Raw genomic sequence first — 22,316 nt, 5'->3', positions numbered from 1 at the left:
AAATGAAAAAAAACCCACAAATGTAGGTTTTTCTTCAATTGCTAAACTGAAATATGCTTTCAATCAGCAAACTAGTATTCTAAATATCAATTACTTAGAAACCATTACCATTGCCGGGCGAACAACACGGCCGTTTAGCTCATAACCTTTCTGCATAACAAGCATTACCGTATTCGGTTCATGATCAGCGCTTTCTTGCATTGACATAGCTTGATGGAATTCTGGGTTAAAAGTTTCGCCTTCTGGGTTAATTTCTTTTAAACCAAATTTAGCGACAGTATCCGTCATTGTTTTCAGAGTTAATTCAACGCCTTCAAGCATTGGCTTAACCGCTTCATTTTCTTTGTCGCCACTTTCGATGGCACGCTCTAGGTTATCAATTACTGGCAGTAACTCACCTGCAAAACGCTCAAGGGCAAATTTACGCGCTTTTTCGATTTCTTGCTCCGTACGGCGACGCATGTTTTCAACGTCTGCTTTAGCACGTAACACAGAATCTTTCTGATCTTTTACTGTTGCTTCGCTTTTTAGCAATGCCGCTTCAAGCTCAGCGATCTTTGCCGGAAGCTCATCTTCAGCTCCCTCGTTCCATTCGATATCCGCGTCCGAACCTACCGCTTCAGCCTCTACGACTTCTTCTTGCTTTAGTTCTTCTTCGTGTACTTTATTTTCTTCGTTGCTCATGATATCTCCAGAAAACTGAATTCAATTACCACTATGTGAATCATTTCTCGTATAGTGGTTGGGCTTTGCCCATATTATGGGGCCAAAAATCGGTGATTCAAGCCGAATCTGAACATTAAACAGCCAACTGAACTTTTATCGAGCAATACTGCCTTTATTTTTCCTTAGACGGATTAAGGATATGAAAAAAATTTTTGAAGTAATCGCGATTATAGGTAAACCAAGAGATCTCAGCGCAACAAACACCCACCATACGCTTTATCAGTGGCTTACTGGAAAAGGTTACCAAGTATTAGTTGATGATAGGCTAAGTGATCTACTGCCAGATTTACCGCAAAGCTGTTTTTCTAGTCTATTAGATATTGGCCAGCATTCAGATCTTGCCATTGTGGTGGGCGGTGATGGCAACATGCTTGGTGCTGCACGGGTTTTATCTCGTTTTGACATTTCAGTGATCGGGGTTAACAGAGGCAACTTAGGCTTTTTGACCGATCTAGACCCGGATAACTTTGAAGTCCCACTGCAAGCCGTATTAGATGGTGAATACGTTCAAGAAAACCGCTTTTTGCTTGAAACCGAAGTGCATCGCCATGGCCAAATTAAAAGCCATAATGCCGCACTCAATGAGGCTGTACTTCACCCTGGGCAAGTCGCTCATATGATTGAGTTTGAAGTCTATATTGATGATAAGTTTGCTTTTTCTCAGCGCTCTGACGGATTGATCGTTTCAACGCCAACGGGCTCCACCGCTTATTCATTATCTGGCGGCGGTCCGATTTTGTCCCCAAACCTCAATGCGATCTCCCTAGTACCAATGTTCCCGCACACCTTATCGAGCCGGCCACTGGTGGTTGATGGCAACTGCCGAATCAAGCTGTTGATCTCACCTGATAACCGTGGAACCTTAGAAGTAAGCTGTGATGGCCAAATATCTTTACCTGTCAGCCCTGGTGACGAAGTGCAGATTTTTCAAAGCCCTTCTTACCTGCAACTGGTTCATCCAAAAGATTACAGCTACTACCATGTACTAAGGAATAAACTGGGCTGGTCGAGTAAACTATTCTAATCATTTACTAAATTTTTCCGCCTCTTATCTTTACTGTATAAAGAAACAGTATATACTGGTCCTTTATACAGTATTGTTTATTTAAACAGATAAGCAGGATAGGATCATGCTGGCTCACATTACCGTACACAACTTCGCAATCGTAAAATCACTTGAACTTGACCTTAAAAAAGGCATGACAACCATCACTGGTGAAACTGGTGCTGGTAAGTCCATTGCCATTGACGCATTAGGGTTATGCTTAGGTGATAGAGCCGAAGCTTCTATGGTAAGACAAGGGGAAGAAAAAGCCGAAATTACGGCGGTTTTCTCACTTGAAAATAATTTACACGCCAAGCGCTGGCTGGAAGACAATGAACTCCTAGATGGCGATGAATGTATTCTACGCCGCGTAATTACCATTGAAGGTCGCTCTCGTGGCTACGTTAATGGCAGTCCTATCCCTGTTTCTCAGCTTAAAACGTTAGGTTCTTTGTTGATCAATATTCACGGTCAGCATGCTCATCATCAACTGATGAAAGCCGATCATCAACTCTCAATGTTGGATCAATACGCTGGCCATAAACCGCTAATGCAACAAACTCGCAGTGCCTATCAAGTATGGCGACAAGCAGACAATGAGCTAAAGCGACTTCGCCAAAACAGCGAAGAAAACGAAGCACAGAAACAGCTACTGCAATACCAGATCAAAGAGCTGGATGAGTTAGCGCTAGGTGAAGATGAATTTGCCGAACTAGAAGAAGAGCATAAACGTTTATCCAACAGTGGTGAGTTAGCATCCAGCTGCCAAGAAGCCATCTCCATGCTGTATGACGGTGACGATGTTAATGCCCTTCAATTACTGCAACATACTTGCTCTAACCTGCATAATTTGGCTCAACTAGACAGCCAATTAAGCTCTCTTCCTGCCCTGCTTGAAGAAGCCATCATTCAAGTTGAAGAGACCAATAACGAACTGAGATCCTACTTAGATTGCATTGATGTTGACCCAGCTCAAATGGCGTATATTGAAGAGCGCTTTTCAAAAGTGATGTCGATGGCACGTAAGCATCAAGTTCTACCTGAAGAGTTATACCAACACCACCAGTCACTCCTTACCCAAATTGAAGAGCTAGATTGTTCAGATGAAAAGCTAGATGCCATGGCCGAAGGGGTAGAACTTCATAAAAACGAATTTTTATCCATCGCGGAAAGGTTAAGTAAAAGCCGACAGCGCTACGCCAAAGAGCTGAACCAAAAAATTACCGACAGCATGCATGAACTGAGCATGGAAAAAGCGGTCTTTAATATTGATATTAACAGCGATCCACAGAGCCAATTATCGCCACTCGGAATTGATCAAATCACGTTTGTGGTCTCAACCAACCCTGGTCAACCATTACAACCAATTGCCAAAGTGGCATCGGGTGGTGAGCTGTCTCGTATTTCCTTAGCGATTCAAGTTATTACCGCTCAGAAAGTCGATACACCAAGCTTAATCTTTGATGAAGTGGATGTAGGTATCAGTGGCCCAACAGCCGCGGTGGTGGGCAAAATGCTACGTACACTAGGTAACTCAACTCAGGTGATGTGTGTAACTCACTTACCGCAAGTCGCAGGTTGTGGTCACCAACAACTGTTTGTCGCTAAGCAAACTAAAGATGGAAAAACAGAAACACAAATGCACTCACTCAGTGAAGAGCAACGCGTTGAAGAACTAGCTCGCTTACTAGGGGGCAGCGAAATCACTGAGTCTACGTTAGCCAATGCCCGAGAATTACTGTTCGCCGCATAAGAATCATCAACCATAAAGAAAAAAGATAGAAAAATCTCAGAAAATCAGTGCTGCTTTGCAACCAATGTTAAAATTTGCGGTCTGAAGGACAGACAAAAACAAGCAACTTTTTTACTTCTGAAGCCAGCTTGTTTATCATCAAGCGTAATTTACGCATCTAAACCGAAGCAGTACTGTTATTTATGTCTTTTAAAAAATTGATCATCGCCCTACCTCTTGCTTTAGGGCTACTCAGCGGATGCTCGGTTGTCGAGCGCTTGGTATACCGAATTGATATTAACCAGGGCAACTACATTGAGCAAAATGCCGTTGATGAACTGAAATTTGGCATGACCAAAAATCAAGTAGTTTACGTTCTTGGCTCCCCAATGCTTGTGGAATCTGGCTTCCCGAATACTTGGTATTACATCTATCACCATACTCCAGGCCACGATGCTTCTATCCAAAAAAACCTGATCGTCAAATTTAACGACAATAACACACTCGTTAGCATTAACGGCGACTTCGATAGCAGCGATAAGTTTTTCGAACAAATAAACTAGCAGCCAGAAACACAAAAGCTCGGAGATTACCTTCCGAGCTTTTCGTTTTATCACACCCTAATATCAACTTATTTTTTAGCGTCTAACTTTGCCTTTTCCGCTCTTTGCCTGCGGATCTCTTTTGGATCAGCCAATAATGGGCGATAAATTTCAATTCTATCTTTGTCTCTGATCGTAGCATTCAGCTTCACATTACGGCTGAACACCCCAACTTTATTTACTTTCAGATCAATTTCTGGGTATAACTCTAACACGCCAGATTGCTCAATGATTTCTTCAACCGTTTGATCTGAACGCACCGCAAGCTTTAAGACTCGCTGCTCAGTTGGTAGAGCATACACCACTTCAACATGGATCATTTCAGAACTAACAGTCATACACTTCCTTCGCACGTTGAGTGAATGCACTCACCATGTTTCCCGTTAACTCTTTAAATACTTTGCCAAACGCCATTTCAACTAAGGCATTGGTAAATTCAAAATCTAGCTGCAGTTCGACTTTACACGCGTCAGAATCAAGCTCGATGAAATGCCAGCCACCAACAAGCTTTTTAAAAGGGCCATCCACCAACCTCATATCAATGCGTTGTGAATCCACCAACTCATTCGCTGTGGTAAACGTTTTGCTAATGCCAGCTTTAGAAACATCGACTGAAGCCGTCATCGAATTTAACGTTGAATCTAATACTCTTGCGCCCGTACACCCCGGAAGGAACTGAGGATACGATGGCACATCATTTACTAATTCAAACATTTGCCGAGCACTAAACGGTACTAATGCAGAGCGGCTAACCTGTGGCATAGATTCTCCTTAAACCCCTATCTGCCTGCATCATACCATTTTGTGTTACAGAGCCAAAATTATCCCTTTCACCGCATTTATCCCTCCCAGAGCAAGAAATGCTTTTCATTGTGAAGTGATAGCTATAAATTTATTCCCCATTATCAACGCAATCCGTATAATGACGAGATTATGGCTAAGAAAAAATCAAAAACAAAAGCGGGCAGCAATACGATTGCGCTAAATAAAAAAGCCCGTCACGAATATTTCATTGAAGATGAAATCGAAGCCGGACTAGAACTCCAAGGCTGGGAAGTTAAATCTCTTCGTGCAGGAAAAGTGAACATTGCAGAAAGCTATGTTTTTATTAAAGATGATGAAGCGTACTTAAGCGGTGTCACCATCACCCCATTACAGGCAGCTTCTACCCACGTTGTAGCGGATCCGACTCGTGTTCGTAAGCTATTATTAAATCGTAGGGAGCTTGATAACTTAATTGGCCGTGTAAACCGTGAAGGTATGACACTTGTCGCGATCTCCATGTACTGGGTTCGCTCATGGGCTAAATTAAAAATCGGATTCGGTAAGGGTAAGAAATTGCACGATAAACGAACTGATTTAAAAGAGAAAGATTGGAATCGCGATAAAGCTCGGATTATGAAGAGCAATTTGCGTTAAAGTTAACCACTTAGAATGATACTGACTAGACAGACATATTTTTTCTGGTAGTATCGTTTTTCCTACTTAGGGGCTGATTCAGGATTCGACGGGAATACTGCAACCTAAGGAGCATGCCGTGGGGCGGTTGGCCACGTAAAAAGCCGCAAAAAAATAGTCGCAAACGACGAAAACTACGCACTAGCAGCTTAATAACCTGCTGAGAGCTCTCTTGCCCTAGCTTCCGCACGTAAGACGGGGAATAACAAGAGATCAAACCCAAACGCGCTAGCGCGGATTCTCCCACCTGAGAGATGAACCGCGAAATTTAATTCAGGTTAGTCATTTAGTAGCGTGTCGGTTCGCAGCTAGGTGGTGAATGTAAAGATCGACTAAGCATGTAGCGCCAAGGGCGAATGGTTTTCGGACGCGGGTTCAACTCCCGCCAGCTCCACCAAACGTTTGGAAAGGGAGGTAAATCAATGATTTACCTCCCTTTTTGTATCTAGAATCGCAAAAACTTGGCTGTTTGTACTAAAACTTGGTACTAAACATGCGTTATCTAAAAATCACACCAAATGGAAACTGGCACTTCAGATATCAGATTCCTCCGAAGTCTCGCCACCTGTTTTCTGACCTTTCTGAGGTTAAAAAGTCGTTTGGAAGCTGCGACCGACAACAAGCTATTATTGAATCTTTAAAATTAGAGCTTCAAATACGTATCGCAATCAATACAAACCAACCGTTCTCAGCATCTACTAACTCACCTGTAGCACCTGCTAAGCCTGCAAAATCAAAAAAAACTAAGCTCTCCCCTTCTACAAATCCACTTACTTGCTTAAAAAAGTACCGAGATTCAAAGAAAGATTTAGTGAGCGAGAAGAGCCTCTCCATGGCTTATGCTAAGTGCTCTATCGTACTATCGCTTCTGGAAGTAGAAGACATTAGGGACATTCGTCGACTGCAAGCAGAAGACGCTCGTAAGCTATTAGCGCTGTACCCTGTTAATGCTAAAAAACAAAAGCAATTGGCTGGGTTAAGTGGATTACAAGTAATTGAAGCGAATAAAAAACATAACCTCCCTACACTCAGCACTGAAAGCATTAAAGATTACATCCAAAAATGTTCATCATTCTTTGAGTGGTGCTTACAAATGGAACTTACGGACATTAACCCATTTAAAGGTATGAGATTTAAAAAGACCCGAAAAGACAGCGATGCTAAAAACGCTTACAGCCAAACAGATCTTCAAAAGCTCTTTTCTACAGAAATTCACGCCGAGAGCAAACACAAACATCCTCACTACTACTGGTTGCCGTTACTAGGCTTGTTCACTGGCGCACGACTCAATGAACTGTGCCAACTCTACAAACAAGACATCTTCAAAAAAGAAGGAGTCTGGGTCATAAGGGTTGATGACAAGTTTGAAGGACAACGGCTAAAAAATAACAGTAGCCGCAGATTTATTCCAATTCACAATAAGTTGTTAGAGCTTGGTTTTATTGAGTATATCGAAAGCGTTCGACATGAGCGTATCTTCCCAGAACTTAAACAAGAGCGTGACGGTTTCGGCACCGCTGCATCAAAATGGTTTGGGCGCTTAAAGAGTAAATTGGATTTTGGGCGTGGTCACGATTTCCATTCATTCCGTCATACAGTAGCTACACAGCTCAAAAATTCAGATATCTCGGCGGTAATAGCAGGTGAGTTACTTGGTCATATGCAAAACAACATTACTTATGACCGATACGGGAAAAGCATTAACCTAAGCACGCTTGAAAAAGCAGTAAATTCACTCGATGCAAGAGCTATTCCAAACGTGGTTCCATACTCTAAAAGTGCTCTGATGCGGAGCTAGATTAAAGATTTGACATCGATTTCATATTAGAATGCAACTAACGTCACTTAAGTTAGAGAAAATATGAACAGCGTCCAAATCGAAGAAAATGTGAAGGATTTAGTCCAAAACATTTCAAACCAATCCTTGTCACGAGATGAGTTTGTTTATGAACTGCTTCTAGCCTACGGACACAGAAAGTCCGTCGTTAGTCGAGTAAAGTCGGGGGAACGTAACCTATCCAAAACCGATGGTGAGGTAATCCTCAAGCGTCACTTGTACTTCAAGCCTTGTCAAACCAACCTGTTCGCTGAAGTCGATGAGATCAAAAGAAGCAAAACAGTAGAAACGAACAAGATTCGTTTTGTTGTTGTGACCGACTTCAACCAAATCATTGCTGTTGACACCAAGACTCAAGACACTCTTGATATTGAGCTTAATCAACTGCCGAAACACTTCGATTTCTTCCTACCTTGGGCGGGTATGGAGAAAATGGTTTATCGAGGTGAAAATCCTGCGGACGTTAAAGCTGCTGAGAAAATGGCAGACTTCTTTGACCATATCAAAGAACAAAACTATCCTGCCAATGCAACAAAAGAGCAACTGCATGAACTAGTAGTCTTCTTGAACCGCCTATTATTCTGCTTCTTTGCTGAAGACACTAAAATCTTCGGTGAAAACCAGTTCACAAACCTGCTCAACCAGCACACATCTGAAGATGGTTCTAATGTAGCCGCTACATTAGAACGACTATTCGAGGTACTGAATAAACCTGCTCATCAACGTGGTGACTTACCTCAATACCTTGCTAGCTTCCCGTATGTAAATGGTGGATTATTCAAAAAAGACATCGTAATACCGAAATTCGATGCAAAAGCCCGCCGCATGCTACTCGACTCTGGTCAACTAGACTGGGCAGACATAAACCCTGATATTTTCGGCTCAATGATACAAGGTGTAGCAGACCCAGAAACTCGTAGCAAAATGGGGATGCACTACACATCTGTTACTAACATCATGAAAGTCATTGAACCTTTGTTCCTAAATGATTTCTATAGTGAATTCGAAAAGTGCAAAGACAACATAAATAAATTGCGCAAACTTCAGGTACGCCTGAGTCGCATCAAAGTTTTTGATCCTGCTTGTGGTTCTGGTAACTTCCTGATCATCGCATACAAAGAAATTCGTCTACTAGAGATCGAAATTCTCAAGCGTATAAGAGAGTTAGAAGGTGAATCAGATTCAGGTGCTCTTGGCCTATTTGATGAATCACATTCTTCTATTCGCCTTGAGCAATTCTATGGTATTGAGCTAGATGACTTTGCCCATGAGATGGCAATACTATCGCTATGGTTAGTCGAGCATCAGATGAATATGGTGTTTGAAACTGAGTTTGGATATACCGCTCCAACACTACCACTGAAACAAAGTGGTAGAATTTTCTCTGCAAATGCTCTTCAAGTAGATTGGGAGCAATTAGTGCCCACCGATAAAGATGATGAGATTTATTTACTTGGCAACCCACCATATTTGGGTCAAAGAAACCATAAAGAAGTCCATATCCACGACATGGATACTGTTTTCAAAGGGTTGAAAAACTACAAGAACTTGGACTACGTCTCTTGTTGGTTCATCAAGGCTGCAAAGTACATCAAAGGAAGGCAAAGTTTTGCTTTTGTAACGACAAACTCTATATGTCAGGGAAGCCAAGTAGGCATGCTATGGCCGCCACTTTTTGAGTTAGGTGTTTCTATTCAATTTGCTTACGAGTTTTTCAAATGGAAAAACAGCGCCAGAGATAATGCAGGTGTGATGTGCACAATCATCGGCCTATCTAAAGAAAGTAATACGGATAAGAAGATTTACACAGAAAAAGTCATAAAATCAGCCAAATACATTAACCCATATATTGTTGATGGCGGCAAAACTATAGTAGCAAGTAAAAACAAACCAATATCAAACCTCCCTTTCATGATAGGTGGTAACCAACCTAGAGAGGGTGGTTTTTTAACTCTCACGAATCAAGAAAAAGAAGAGTTGGTTGCTACATACAGTAATGCTGAAAAATACATCAGACCACTAGTTGGTACAAATGAAATGCTTAAAGGTATTTCTCGTTGGTGCATATGGATTGAAGATGACCAAGTTGAGGAAGCATCCTCTATTCCCCCGATTCAAGAACGAATTGAGAAAGTTCGAAATAAAAGACTAAACGGTAATACTGTTGAAAAAAATTTCATCAATATGCCTCATCGCTTTGTTCAGGTTAATACTGCTAAAGAAACCCAAATAGTTATACCCAATGTGTCAACGTCCAGAAGAAAGTATGTACCTATTGGTTTACTTCCCGCAGAAAACGTCATTACGAATCTCGCAATGATGATACCTGACGGAGATCTTACGACTTTTGGATTAGTTAACTCTCACTTACACATGATTTGGATGAAAGCTGTTGCTGGAAGGCTTGGTGATGGCCTGCGATATACAGTAGGGCTTTGTTACAACACTTTTCCCGTTCCTCCTCTTTCAGAAGACCAAAAAGCAATAATTGAAGAGAAAGCTATACAAATTTTAGAGGCAAGAGAATCACACCCACACACAACTCTTGAAAAACTCTATGACCCTGAAATTATGCCTGAAGATTTGAAACAAGCTCACCTCGAGTTAGATCAAGTCATAGAATCTCTATACTCTAACGGTTCAGAACTAAGTGAAATGGCTTTGCTAGAAAAACTCTTTCAAATGTATGAAGATTTAGTGGGAGATACTGTCAATGCCTGATTTAGTCCACGTTACCTATGCACAAACGGGTAAAAGTACAAGTACAAACGAAATGGGGATGCGAGCTATGCAGGCTCGTGCGTTTGAACAGCGTACAAGTCAATACTTACTGATTAAAGCTCCGCCTGCCTCTGGTAAATCCCGTGCACTGATGTTTATCGGTTTGGATAAGCTCCATAACCAAGGTGTCGATAAGGTTATCGTAGCTGTACCTGAACGTTCAATCGGTGGCTCTTTTGGGCATACAGATTTATCTAAGTTCGGTTTCTTCGCCGACTGGGATATCAATCCGCATTACAACCTTTGTACATCTGCAAGTACAAAGAGCAAGGTGAAGGCTTTCAAAGAATTTCTAGATAGTGACGAAAAAATTCTGATCTGTACCCATGCTACTTTGAGGTTCGCCTATCAAGAGCTTGAAGACTCGACTTTCGATAATACCTTGCTAGCTATCGATGAGTTCCATCACGTTTCTGCTGATGGAGATAACGTGCTAGGTGATGTACTTCGTGCGCTTATTGAGAATAGTACAGCACATATCGTAGCAATGACTGGTTCATACTTCCGAGGTGATAGCGTACCCGTTCTAACACCTGAAGATGAAATGAAGTTTGATAAGGTTTCATTCAACTACTACGAGCAGCTTAATGGCTACCAGTACCTTAAGTCTTTAGGTATTGGCTACCATTTTTACAAAGGTCACTACCTTACGGCAATCGATGAAGTTCTAGATACTGACAAGAAGACGATTGTGCATATCCCCAACGTCAACTCTGCTGAATCTGGTAGAGAAGATAAATATGACCAAGTGGGAGCGATTCTAGACCTTATCGGAGAGCATGAGTTTACCGACCCAGAAACGGGGGTAATTCATCTCAAGCGTAAGGAGGATGGCAAAATAATCAAAGTTGCTGACCTTGTAGAAGAGCATGAACGTGACAAAATTCAAGCATTTTTACGAGACATAGATGATGTAGATGACATAGATATCATCATAGCTTTAGGTATGGCTAAAGAGGGTTTCGACTGGGCTTTCTGTGAGCACGCACTAACTGTCGGTTATCGTAACTCTCTGACAGAAATTGTTCAGATCATTGGTCGATGTACTCGTGATAGCAACAACAAAACCCATGCCCAGTTTACTAATCTGATTGCTGAGCCTGATGCAAGCAACGATCAAGTTAACTATGCTGTTAACAACATGCTTAAAGCAATAACTTGCTCCCTTCTAATGGAACAAGTTCTAGCTCCAAACTTCAAATTCAAGGCTAAAAACCCCGGTGATACAGATCCGACCCCTCCGGGTGTGATAAGCATTGGTGGTTTGAAAGAGCCTAGTACAAAGCGCACTAAACAAATCGTTGAAACAGACTTGGATGATCTAAAAGCATCAATTCTTCAAGATGATAACATCGTCAAAGCATCTGCCGCTGGTCATGATCCTGAGGTTATCAATACGGTACTGATTCCAAAATTAATTGAGAAAAAATACCCCGATTTGACCAAAGATGAAGTAGAGGAAATACGCCAGCGAGTCGTTGTTGATTCAGCTATTTCTACCTCTGACATCAAAGAAGAAGGCGGTAAAAAGTTCGTAAGAATGGCAGATAAGTTCATCAATATTGATGAGTTACATATTGACCTTATCGATCAGGTTAACCCGTTCCAGAAAGCATTTGAGATACTGTCTAAGTCAGTTAACACAGACACTCTAAAGCTGATTCAAGAGTCAATTGAGTCAACACGAATGCAAATGACCAAAGAAGAAGCTATTGCGCTCTGGCCTAAAGTTCAAGAGTTTGTAAAAGCCAACAGTGGTCGTCACCCAGATATTAACTCTCGAAACGGGCGAGAGCGTGAACTAGCGCAGTGTATTATATACCTTCGCCGACTTGCTCAAGAGCAAGCTGCGGCACAAGGAGCTTCATAGATGGAAGATTGGCTAAAAGATATCATCTCTAGTGATGATATGGGTATTTTGAAGACAAAACCTAAATCATCTGCTCCTACAGCAGATGACCATCTATTGACCAAGTTCAAGCAAATCAATGACTTTTTTGATAAGCATGGCAGAGAGCCAAAAGCTAATCGAGGCAATCCAATTGAGCTGATGCGTAGTAAAAGCCTTGAGTCCATCCGCTCCAATGAACAGCACTGCCGAGCACTGGAAACTCATGATGTTCATAACTTACTACCACGCTTTGAGGAGCATAAAATTGAATCGCTCGACGACGTTCTTGCAGATGACATACTCGGTATTTTAGATCAACCCAAAGACAGTATTTTCAATCTCAAACACGTAAAGAAAACTTTAGACATGCCAAGCCGTGTGGCAAAACGCAAGAAGTGTGAAGATTTTGAAAGGTATGAACCATTATTTCATCAATGCCACAGTGATCTTAAAGCAGGTGAAAAAGAAGCAGTTCAATTTACTGGTGAGCAACAAATCCAGAAAGGTATGTTCTTTATCTTGCATGGTGTGACCTGTTACGTATCCGATATGGAGGAGAGGAAGAAGACCAACGGTAAGGTTAATGCACGTTTGCACCTGATCTTTGAGAATGGCACGGAATCTGACATGCTTCTTCGCTCGCTAGCTACAGAACTGTACAAAGATGAGACTGGTCGCCGTATCCTAGACAAATCTGATAAAGCCCTAGATGAGTTGTTGAATATCACCCGAGATGACCAAAAATCAGGTTATATCTATATCTTGAAATCTCTAAGCTCAGAACCAGAAATTAAGGACGTAAATAACCTCTTCAAGATTGGCTATTCAACGACTCCAGTAAAGCAACGTATAGCCAACGCTGAGAACGAACCAACATATCTTATGGCTCCAGTTCAACTTGTATCGGAGTTTGAGTGTTACAACATGAAGGCGAACAAATTTGAAGGGTTGCTACATACCTTCTTTGGCAGTTCATGCCTGGATGTGAAAGTCGCTGACCATAAAGGGATTGCTCATACTCCAAGGGAATGGTTTATCGCTCCATTACCTTGTATCAAACAAGCTATCCAAATGCTGATTACTGGCGATATCATCAATTATCGCTTTGATGCCGTTACTCAGGATATTGTCGAACGATAAGTAATAAACGGGTATCTCGCCAGATACCCGTTCCCCACCCTAATTAGAGCGATACAACTCATCTACAGGAACAGATTCAATTAGCTTTTTCGATAGTATCTTGAAAATGTTAGACAGCCTCTCTTCAAGTTCTGCGTCAGACGTAACTTCTTCCGATTGAGACTCACTAATATGATACAAATCTATTGAGCTGTTATTTATTTTGAAGAACTTATTCAAGTAGTTATATCTACCTTCTTTGTCTTCTATTTCCGAAACTGTGATTAGTCCAGATTTAATACATCCTTCAAAAAATTTTCTTTCAAAAAGCTCATCCAAATCATGTTTTTTTTTGCAGTTCATGTGCTTGTTCAATAACAGTCATAGTTTATTTTAATACTAGTAAAATATTCACAGCATGAAAAGGGGCTTGGGGAACCCCCAACAAGATGGACAAAAAACAAGCGAAGCCATTTGTCCTATCTTGAAACCTACATGTCCATAACACATTTGAATAATGACATTTATACTATTATTATTTTAATAAAGCATGAATAAGTGGACGGTAATAACACAGCCAGTAAAATGGCAAAGTAAAGGACTTTTTCTAAGAGAAAGGTATCTAACATCAACAACCCACTCCAATCATAAAAACACTGAAAAAATTATTAGTATTTGTGGAAATAAAACAACGGTAAAAAGAGTTTCTTTGATGGGTGAGCAATTTAACCTCCGCCGAACCATTAATAGAACTAAAGGTCGTAGACTAGAATCTTACGCAATGGAGTTTTGTCTGACGCTACCTAAAGGTTATCGTCCTGATGTTGAATCATGGCGTAACGTAATAGACGATATATGCTCTAATACGCAGAAATATTGCAAGCTGACGCCGGAAGAGTTCAAACGATTTAAGTTATGTATTAGAGCGGTACTTCACCAACAAGATCAGAATATAAATAGTGGCACAGGTGATCATATACACCTCATAATTCCAAAGATAGTTTGTGATGGACATAATTTTAGAATACTAAAAAATTTACAACGCAAGCAATACACTAAAATTGTGAAAAGTATTTATACATCATCGGTACTTAAAAACTTTGGCTATAACATATCTGAATATTCACCAAAACATAAAAATACCGGATTAAAACTGGAAATATGGAAAGCAAATAAGAACGAACTCGATAGTAATATCGAAAAAAAACAAAACCCTATTGCGTATGCTCAAGCAGATGGAAAAGTGGTTTTTGGCATTTGAAGAAAAAAATGAGAAACAAATGAACAGGCAGTTCAACAGAATTAAAAAATCATACCTAGATTGCATAGTTGGAGATAGTTTCATTCCTGAATCAACCAGACAGACTCTTGCAAAAATAGAATCCTTATCGAATAATAAGATAAAAAAATAAACAAAGAAACCTCAGAACTGTTGTGACAATCCTGAGGTTTCAATATTCATAGATTAATATATAACTAGCACAAACTAATACTCAAAGCATTTCTAGGTAACTTATCTACCTTAATTTTAGGGTTGGTTTTATTCTGAAGGTATTCAAGAATCTCACTAATCTCTTGAGAGCTAAACTTACCACTAAATGCTTTAGTTATTGGAGTTTTACCAATATAGCCTTGTTCTGACGCCTGAATTTCTCTCACAATAACTTCAAGAACCTTTTTCCCTTTCTCCTCTAGTTCCGCATCTTTCGCCCGCTTGCTTTCAGTGCTGTATATGTATGAAATTGATTGGTGCCAATAATCAATCCAAGCTAAAGAAGCTTTTAAGTGCTCTGCGGTGATAACGGTACTTTTATCCATCACCGCAAAGATCATAGAGTACATTGTTGCATAATGTGCAGCTCGGCTGAGTAATGCCCTCTCAACACTATTTTCTGTCCCGAGTGTTCGCAGTTTTTCATACTTATCCTCCCAAAGAGCTATGAAGCATTCAGAGCGTTGCATCTCTCGATTTGCTTCCTTTACCCATTCAAGTATATCCATCAGTTCATTTGCTAATCCTTCTGTTAGACTTTTAGGAATAGCCTCTGGTACTGGAACGCTTTTCTCTCGCTTAGCATAGTAAATTGGAAAACGGTTTAGAAAACCATTGTATAAATCTACTGATTTAACAACTGTTAGTAACTCTTGAGGGGTAATATGCCCATAAAACGCAACGTGTGGCTCTGCACAAGAGATTTTGTTGTACTTAGTCAACGGGGCAACCTTAGCCCCATCAAAAAAACTCTAAAGTATGGACTAAAATTACTATTGGGGTTGTTTGCCAATTTGAATATTGCAGCCATCTCCTCTTCAATGACTAACAGTTGACCTACCCGAAGACTCTTCTAACCCTTTATAATCGTTATCTGAATCCGTATCACGAATCATATTTATAAGCCCTTCAGGTGTTGATAGCCCGCCTTGAAATATTGGACAAAACAGGTCTTGGTGAAGTTCACTTATTATATTCCTGACAGCAGAAAACTGTCTTGTTGCTATGCCCTTACCTTCACCTGTAGGTGCAACAATAATCGTATTCAATCGTGCTTCTGTCTGACTTGTCCCAAAAGGAATATATACACTTCCTCTTGGTATACTCACTGAAATCCAAGCCATAATCTCGGTTACCAATGCTGTAGGTAATGCTTCTGTAGTTTCACATATCGTGTCAACAGCATTCTTTAGTACCCCATACATTCCAGTGCTCTCTAGTTTTGGAAGTTGAATATCATTCGTTAGTACAGGTTTCACTTTATCTGTTTGAGGTTTAACTACTTTAGGAGGCTCAACAGCATTTGATAAATGCTCACTTCCTTGACTATTTTTGTTAGATAATGACCGAATAAATTTAAACATTATAAATCCTATTGAAAAAAATCTTGTTGCTTAATAAATTTGAAAACTTAGATAAAACCCTTTCTCCAATATTTTTATTGGCCGTCGGATAAATTCTTTTTAGTTTCTTAACTGCTTTACTTGTTCTTCTTTCTATGACTCTCTTTTTCTCCCTCAGTGAGTATTCTTTACCATATCTTTCAAAAGCTACACTATCGTAGTCATGACCAGTAATCTCTGAAGCTATACATAACCTTTCCCTATTCTGTTTCATCTCATTTGTAAGATAATGCCTAAAAGAATGAAAGTTATATTCCTCTCCATAGCCCCAGTTCTTTTTCTTTTCACTAAACCATCGTGAAATATATCGACTATAATTATTCTTCTTACACCACCTCAACTCTTTAAATAATTGACCGTCTTCAATCGAGTCTACAAAATCAATAAAACCAATTTCTATTAACTTTCTATGAATAGGTATCTTTCGTATTGAGTTTTTATTTTTAACTTTTTGACCATCCCCACCTGCCCTTATATATACAGCCCATAAACCACCCTCAAAAATAATATCTCTTTTGAAAAGCTGAGCGATCTCATTTTGTCTCATCCCCATCAAAACTGCTATTATTGGCACCCAATACTTGTATGATCTAGCGTTGCTCTTGGTACTAAAAATCTCATCTAAAAAGATTACCTTCAGGTCTTTCTCTGTATATGCCTTTCTTTTCAAGCTATCTTTATTAACATCAGATAAAGGTTTGAGGTTCTTAATGAGATTTCTTTTCAAATAACCATATTCCACCAACCAATCAAAATAAGTTTTCAAGTAGCCAAGTCTTTTATTAGCAGTTGAAATAGAAATTGTTTTATAGTCGCAATGATTATTATCAAAGAAGTTAGATAGCCTTTTAGGCTTATCTATTGACTTGAAATTTCTAGTGTCTGGCATTTGGTATATTTTGTAATATACATCTATGGCATCCTTTTTAGTCCACTTGTTTACTTTCTTATCAGTTATAGATATCATTTTACAGATCATATTCATCTGATCTTCTATTGTCTTAATTGATACATTTTTGTGTTTTTTATACTTGCAGAATTCAAATAGTATTTTTAATTCTTTTAATCCGATAAAGTTCTTATACTGAGTATATAGAGATTTGAAATCTTTTATATCTGCCGAAGTTGTCTCAACCATTAAATAAAACCTTATTAATCAGAGCTACTATCATCTGCTCTCTGGCTTTTAATTTAATTGCTTCTCCTCGCTGAATCAACAAGTCGAGAATTCGCTATAAATAAGCTATTGACGTCTTGGAAAAATTATGCGTTTTGTAATTGCACTAATTTAAAAAAAAGTATTTTTGTTTTTCACTAATCTAAATTTGAGTATTTTTTTTGTGCACTAATCTATATAAAAGTATTTTTGCTTATTTTTTGAACGTGTTATCGCTTTTAGTAGAAGAATGTTTTTTGAAAAAGTATTGGATTTGATTCAATAATGATAACTATCTCACATTTTTAAATAGTCAGACCCTCGATTTCTACTACCACCGTCTTGCGACGTTAGTAGTAGAAAGGCGAATTAGTACGTTTTTGCAGCTAGTATCACTACATAAAAAATGGAAGGTGAGTAAATCATCGAACGGTGTGACATGGGAGTTGAACTGGCGTCCACACTAATCGTGTTGGATAAATGAACAAGAAACCTCAGAACAAGAAGATAAAGTCTATTGTAATCGGCGCTCTTCCTGTCTATTCTAAGGTACTAAAATCGGAAAAACCACAAACAAACAGCAACTTAAGCAACTGATAATTATAGATAAATGGTGACTTTGTTCAGCCTCCCGCCAGCTCCACCAAACGTTTGGAAAGGGCCAACTCAAAAGGGTTGGCCCTTTTTGTATCTAGAAAAACTAATAGGATGTTCACATGAGTTATGAACTCGATATTGAATCCATAGGTGAAATGGAAATTAAAGTTCCATCAGTCGAAATACAAACTGCCGTTGTAGAGCTTATCGAACAGCACGGCTATAGCTTTGAAGAAGCCATGCGAGTTGTAAAGCTGCAATAATAAGAGCTTAAAGCCAAACTTTTGTCGTACGGTGCTAAAAAGTGTGCGCTTAGTCGATAGAGAGCCTACCCGCAACTCGAATTACTTATTAAAATCCAACAACCTATCCTAAGACTCGTTCTTGGATCTTAAATACTTTTCCTAGAATAGAGCCAATTACCACTCATTCACTAATAATCGGCTTTTAACGCCTCGAACTTGTAATCCCATTGCTTCAAAGACATGCTCAAAATCTCGACACTTCAGAGGCAAGTTAGGTAAAGACATCACCGCTTCATCAAAAAATCGAGTTTTCTCAGAGTCACTTTGCCACGCTATTTTCCACCACTCAATAATCCGCTCTTTTGAGCTTCCTAAGCGTTTCACAGTTGGTAAGCGAGCCCCTTTATTTAGATTTTCAGCTGAGGTGGTCGGTAATAAATTCCAGCGATCATTATTCGGCCAGTAGGCAAAAGGTAAGCAATGATCAATATGAAATTGATCATGAAGTTTTATACCACTCCAGACACTTTGAATACTAGCACCATCACTTTGCAGTGCTTCGACCTTCTTTCGCACTAGTCGAGTATCATGATCTTTATCGACCCAAACCAAACAGTCATAGTACGTTTGAAGCCCAATATTTCTTGATTGATTTGTCTGAAAACGTTGCATGTCTTGCACCCACTGATTAACAACCAATGGTTCAATCCAGCAACTATATAAACGCAAGCATTCCCACAAACTCTCATCAAGCACAAAATTACCGTAGCTTAATAAAAACTCGCTATCTATCACCAGAGATGACGGAGATCGCTTCTGTCGTCTCTCCATTTGAAATAAAGTATTCTGTTTGGTGCCATGGTAGATAAAAGTAACAGGCCCCTGCTTTATCGTCGTTAAAGTATCTTTAATTGTATTGTGTAACGCTATAGCATCATCGCCAATAAACATAGCGCCAATGGCTAAATCATCCGCAGATAAGTGCTTAAGCTTATGCCAACCTTTTTCTTTAACAAACCCAAGCTCTTTACCACTATCTCGGTTTTGCTGAATACCTTGAATACCATCAATTTCAATATCGATAAGGCGTTTAAACTGGCGAATCCAATACAAAGCAACCAAACCCAAAGGCAATGACACTTTACCATCGGATTTATCCAACACAGAACCAGGATGTGCATCGGCAATACGGATCAAGGTTCGCAACAAAGCTAATTTATAGGTCGCCGATTTGTTGTCATTAACAATGATATGGCGGATTTTGGTTAAATCCCCACTTCCATCATCCGGAAGGTTAAACACCGCGGTTTGCCACTGAACATGACTACGCCCCATAACATCTTCACTAAGAGCACTTTTATGACAAAGATGGAGTGCATAATCTTTTGCTAACTTTTCAAGCTCTTCAGTGGAAACACCATAAGACAGTCGTTCATCATTAAAGCTACCATGACGTAATGTGATCACTAATTTACCATTTGGGGACAATAGATTAGCTAACTTTCTAAAAGCACGTTTTCGCGCAGATGGAGAAATATGCATCCAAACGGCAGAAACAAGAATAAGATCAAAACGAATCCCTAAGCCAGTGACTTTTTTCAAATCAGGTAAAGCATCGTCAAGCCAGCATACATCAGTCTCACAAGTGTTCTTTTGCCCTAATTGGCGTAAAGCGTTAGCTGGTTCAATCGCAAAAGTTTCACAACCTAGTAGAGAACACCACTTCGCATCACGTCCAGAGCCCGCGCCTACATCTAAAACCTTATTCCCCGGCTGCGGCCAAAAGGGTTGCCAAGACTGATGTACATCCTCAAACACACTAGAATTATATTGGCTCGCTAAGTCATCGGCATTGCTGTGGTAAAAAGAAATATTTTTGTTCAATGAAGTCTATACCTTACATCGTCTATAGGTTGCCAGCTTCAATCATAAGCGTAACTGCTCTCAAAATTCTATCACAGCAAAAGCAACAATTAACAGAATTAAACCATATAAAAACAGATACTTACTATTAGATACAGTTACAAAGACCAATATAGAAACTGAGATACAGATGACTAAGCAGACCTAAAAATTAGGTGTTCATTCAATAATGTCAAAAGTATATACACTTCATCCACGCACTTTTTCTTCTAAGGCTGCCTCATGTAGTGCGTTGAAAATCATCTCAGATTTCAGAGAGTCTGCTTAACTAAAAGATTCAATAATTAGTTTATGATTATTTTTATTAGCTGCTTCCAGTAGCTTTTCTGAATCAAAGTTATCTTTTACTTTGTTTAAATTATTTACCATTTCAATCAATTCAATTTCGTTTGTTTCTTCTAAAATTTCCTGCCAACAATCAAACTCGTTCAAGTCTTCGATTTTAATATCATAACCGATAATAGAATCAAATAAATATGTATAAACAAATAAACAGTCAAGCAGATGTGATTCAAACTCTCCTTCATTAAAATCAAGAGATGGTGAATATTTCAATATACTATTAAAAATGTTAATAACTACAGTCTCATTAGTTTCCGAAGTATGATAAACATGATTTAGAGCCTCTCCTAGAGTATCATTATCATAGTTTATATTTTCTAATAACAATTTGACTGTTTTTTCTGCTCCATGCTCTATAGCACTAAATAAAGCAGTTTCTGAATGAAAATCTATACTATTATCAGTAAAAAATGAAATAACTTTAAAAGCACCATCTCCTGAAGATAAAACTTGGTATATCGCCTCCTCCATGAAGCTTCGTTTAAAATCGGCTTTATTTACATAGTTATTTTCAAGGCCAAAAAAGAGAATCTTATAACATAAATCACCATCAACTTTTCCTTCATAAAACAGTCTGAGACAATCTATAGAAAAGTTAAACCCAATAGAACCACTAAAATAGTCAGAAAGATCTTTTATTAATTTAAAATCATCATGATTAAATATCAAAGCCCAAAACTTGTCATTTGGGTAATCTCCCCGCTCAATCATATTTTTCATGTGATTAAAATCATTAGAAACAACTTTATTAAACAGCTCAATGTCATCCATAACTAAACCTTGTTAATTTTTATAAATATAGGAAACACGATGTAACCTCTGAAAATAAAATATAAAAAATCTACTTAAAAACATCTGATATTTCTTTATATTTTTCATCTCTAATAGCTAGCAATAATTTATCGGAGCCAAAGCACCCTTTAATCTTATTAAGATTACTAGCTAGATTAGATATTTTTTCTCCATTTAAACTATCTAGCACATCAACCCAAGATTCAAAAGAATCTAAATCTTGAGCATCTGGATAAAAATCCCATAATGTTTCAAATAAATAGTTATAAGTAAATAGGCAAGATAATAAATGTGATTCAAATTCACTATCGTTAAATTCTAATGACGGAGATAAGCTTAGTATTTTCCGAAAAATACTTATCGCTACATTTTTATCAATGTCATTATTATGATAAACATAATTAAGTGACTGGCCTAAAGTTTCAGAATCATAGTCTATATTTTTTAATAGAAGATCTACAACCTTTTCACCTCCACTTTCAACCGATGCATACAAAGAAATATCTGAGTGAAACTCAATTTCATTTTCAATAAAAACACAATTATTTTAAATGCACTGTCTCCAAACCTTAATATCTGATAGAATTCATCTTCATTCAGAAGATCAAGTTCTTTTCCAAGAGATAAAGCTCGATAACATTGTTCTGCATTTATTTTAGAATTGTTAAATAATCTAAATATTCCATATTCAAAATCAAGACCTATATCGCCATTACAATAAATAGATAATTTTCTTATCAATTCATCGTCTTCATTATTTAACATCAAACTCCAAAATTCATCTTCACAAAAGTCATTACAGTTCATATATTTTTTGAAGTCAATAAAATCATTGCCTTTAACTTTATTGAAAATAGTTTCTTCGTTCATATTATTTATAACTATCTTTATTAGCTTTAAAATATGTAGTTTACTTTTTATTGTATTCAGAAATAATATCTAAATAGGTATAACTTGAGAAAATTTCATCCACAATATCTGATTTAATATATATGTTACTTTCTATAATGTAACCAATTACACCGTCTTTTTTTTCAAATGGTAAATCCACAATATACATTGGAGAAAAAAACTCAACATCTCCATCTTCATCTACTTTTTTTTCTAAAAGAGCTTCGTACACTTTTATATCGTAGCCAAGAAAATTATTCATATCTTTAAGAACATCTTGATGT

General features: G+C 38.6%; 22 protein-coding genes and 1 other RNA gene. 11 read left to right on the top strand and 12 right to left on the bottom strand.

Annotated elements, in window-relative coordinates; translation table 11 throughout:
- Positions 1–90: 90 nt before the first annotated feature.
- Positions 91–684: a nucleotide exchange factor GrpE gene (gene grpE, locus MHO82_RS23845; protein WP_239188740.1), complete on the bottom strand. Its 594-nt coding sequence runs from the start codon at positions 682–684 to the stop codon at positions 91–93.
- Between the two features lie 181 nt (positions 685–865).
- Between grpE and nadK the strand changes: the two genes are divergently transcribed.
- The 3 genes from nadK (at position 866) to bamE (ending at position 4,066) form a co-directional block, all read left to right on the top strand.
- A complete protein-coding gene (nadK, locus tag MHO82_RS23840; RefSeq protein WP_239188737.1) occupies positions 866–1,750 on the top strand; it encodes an NAD(+) kinase in 885 nt (294 codons plus the stop codon).
- A gap of 106 nt (positions 1,751–1,856) precedes the next feature.
- On the top strand, positions 1,857–3,524 hold the full coding sequence (gene recN / locus MHO82_RS23835) for a DNA repair protein RecN (protein WP_239188734.1): 1,668 nt from the start codon (positions 1,857–1,859) through the stop codon (positions 3,522–3,524).
- Between the two features lie 182 nt (positions 3,525–3,706).
- Positions 3,707–4,066, top strand: a complete 360-nt coding sequence (gene bamE / locus MHO82_RS23830) for an outer membrane protein assembly factor BamE (protein ID WP_239188731.1) — start codon at positions 3,707–3,709, stop codon at positions 4,064–4,066.
- 68 nt (positions 4,067–4,134) lie between these two features.
- On the opposite strand, the gene MHO82_RS23825 is transcribed toward bamE, so the two are convergent.
- Entirely contained in the window at positions 4,135–4,443 is a 309-nt protein-coding gene (locus MHO82_RS23825) for an RnfH family protein (RefSeq protein ID WP_239188729.1), read from the bottom strand.
- Positions 4,433–4,867 carry a type II toxin-antitoxin system RatA family toxin gene (locus MHO82_RS23820; RefSeq protein ID WP_239188727.1) on the bottom strand — a complete coding sequence of 145 codons (435 nt, stop codon included), beginning with the start codon at positions 4,865–4,867 and terminating at the stop codon, positions 4,433–4,435. Before MHO82_RS23820 ends, MHO82_RS23825 begins: the two co-directional genes overlap by 11 nt.
- Before the next feature lie 171 nt (positions 4,868–5,038).
- Here MHO82_RS23820 and smpB point away from each other — a divergent pair, with 171 nt between their 5' ends.
- The 6 genes from smpB (at position 5,039) to MHO82_RS23790 (ending at position 13,212) form a co-directional block, all read left to right on the top strand.
- A complete protein-coding gene (gene smpB, locus MHO82_RS23815) occupies positions 5,039–5,524 on the top strand; it encodes an SsrA-binding protein SmpB (RefSeq protein ID WP_239188725.1) in 486 nt (161 codons plus the stop codon).
- Between the two features lie 69 nt (positions 5,525–5,593).
- Positions 5,594–5,960, top strand: a transfer-messenger RNA (tmRNA) gene (gene ssrA, locus MHO82_RS23810).
- A gap of 96 nt (positions 5,961–6,056) precedes the next feature.
- Complete coding sequence (locus MHO82_RS23805; RefSeq protein ID WP_239188723.1) at positions 6,057–7,361, top strand: site-specific integrase; 1,305 nt, start codon at positions 6,057–6,059, stop codon at positions 7,359–7,361.
- 63 nt (positions 7,362–7,424) lie between these two features.
- Positions 7,425–10,121 (top strand): DNA methyltransferase, encoded by a 2,697-nt coding sequence (locus MHO82_RS23800; RefSeq protein ID WP_239188722.1) that lies wholly within the window; start codon positions 7,425–7,427, stop codon positions 10,119–10,121.
- Positions 10,114–12,051: a DEAD/DEAH box helicase family protein gene (locus tag MHO82_RS23795; protein WP_239188721.1), complete on the top strand. Its 1,938-nt coding sequence runs from the start codon at positions 10,114–10,116 to the stop codon at positions 12,049–12,051. Before MHO82_RS23800 ends, MHO82_RS23795 begins: the two co-directional genes overlap by 8 nt.
- Positions 12,052–13,212 carry a GIY-YIG nuclease family protein gene (locus MHO82_RS23790; protein WP_239188719.1) on the top strand — a complete coding sequence of 387 codons (1,161 nt, stop codon included), beginning with the start codon at positions 12,052–12,054 and terminating at the stop codon, positions 13,210–13,212.
- Positions 13,213–13,251: 39 nt separating this feature from the next.
- Here MHO82_RS23790 and MHO82_RS23785 read toward each other — a convergent pair whose 3' ends face one another.
- Positions 13,252–13,554 (bottom strand): hypothetical protein, encoded by a 303-nt coding sequence (locus MHO82_RS23785; RefSeq protein WP_239188717.1) that lies wholly within the window; start codon positions 13,552–13,554, stop codon positions 13,252–13,254.
- Between the two features lie 187 nt (positions 13,555–13,741).
- On the opposite strand from MHO82_RS23785, the gene MHO82_RS23780 reads away from it, so the two are divergent.
- The gene (locus tag MHO82_RS23780; protein WP_239188714.1) at positions 13,742–14,452 is read left to right on the top strand and encodes a hypothetical protein; all 711 of its coding nucleotides are present in this window, start codon (positions 13,742–13,744) and stop codon (positions 14,450–14,452) included.
- Between the two features lie 215 nt (positions 14,453–14,667).
- Here the strand turns inward: MHO82_RS23780 and MHO82_RS23775 are convergent, their stop codons facing one another.
- The 3 genes from MHO82_RS23775 to MHO82_RS23765 form a co-directional block, all read right to left on the bottom strand.
- Complete coding sequence (locus MHO82_RS23775) at positions 14,668–15,405, bottom strand: hypothetical protein (protein WP_239188711.1); 738 nt, start codon at positions 15,403–15,405, stop codon at positions 14,668–14,670.
- A 96-nt stretch (positions 15,406–15,501) separates the two neighbouring features.
- Complete coding sequence (locus MHO82_RS23770) at positions 15,502–16,047, bottom strand: hypothetical protein (RefSeq protein WP_239188709.1); 546 nt, start codon at positions 16,045–16,047, stop codon at positions 15,502–15,504.
- Positions 16,040–17,224, bottom strand: a complete 1,185-nt coding sequence (locus MHO82_RS23765; RefSeq protein ID WP_239188707.1) for a site-specific integrase — start codon at positions 17,222–17,224, stop codon at positions 16,040–16,042. Before MHO82_RS23765 ends, MHO82_RS23770 begins: the two co-directional genes overlap by 8 nt.
- Positions 17,225–17,958: 734 nt before the next feature.
- On the opposite strand from MHO82_RS23765, the gene MHO82_RS23760 reads away from it, so the two are divergent.
- A complete protein-coding gene (locus MHO82_RS23760) occupies positions 17,959–18,102 on the top strand; it encodes a hypothetical protein (protein WP_239188705.1) in 144 nt (47 codons plus the stop codon).
- A gap of 156 nt (positions 18,103–18,258) precedes the next feature.
- On the opposite strand, the gene MHO82_RS23755 is transcribed toward MHO82_RS23760, so the two are convergent.
- The 5 genes from MHO82_RS23755 to MHO82_RS23735 all read right to left on the bottom strand — a co-directional run.
- Positions 18,259–19,968, bottom strand: a complete 1,710-nt coding sequence (locus tag MHO82_RS23755) for a methyltransferase domain-containing protein (RefSeq protein ID WP_239188703.1) — start codon at positions 19,966–19,968, stop codon at positions 18,259–18,261.
- Positions 19,969–20,271: 303 nt separating this feature from the next.
- Positions 20,272–21,120, bottom strand: a complete 849-nt coding sequence (locus MHO82_RS23750) for a hypothetical protein (RefSeq protein WP_239188702.1) — start codon at positions 21,118–21,120, stop codon at positions 20,272–20,274.
- A gap of 70 nt (positions 21,121–21,190) precedes the next feature.
- Entirely contained in the window at positions 21,191–21,637 is a 447-nt protein-coding gene (locus MHO82_RS23745; RefSeq protein ID WP_239188700.1) for a hypothetical protein, read from the bottom strand.
- Positions 21,598–22,011, bottom strand: a complete 414-nt coding sequence (locus MHO82_RS23740; protein WP_239188698.1) for a hypothetical protein — start codon at positions 22,009–22,011, stop codon at positions 21,598–21,600. Before MHO82_RS23740 ends, MHO82_RS23745 begins: the two co-directional genes overlap by 40 nt.
- A gap of 40 nt (positions 22,012–22,051) precedes the next feature.
- On the bottom strand, positions 22,052–22,316 hold a 265-nt coding region (locus MHO82_RS23735), incomplete at its 5' end, for a hypothetical protein (protein ID WP_239188696.1).

It is taken from the genome of Vibrio sp. Of7-15 (assembly GCF_022347565.1).
Classification (GTDB): Bacteria; Pseudomonadota; Gammaproteobacteria; order Enterobacterales; family Vibrionaceae; genus NORP241.
This window is presented reverse-complemented; position numbering and strand designations above follow the sequence as displayed.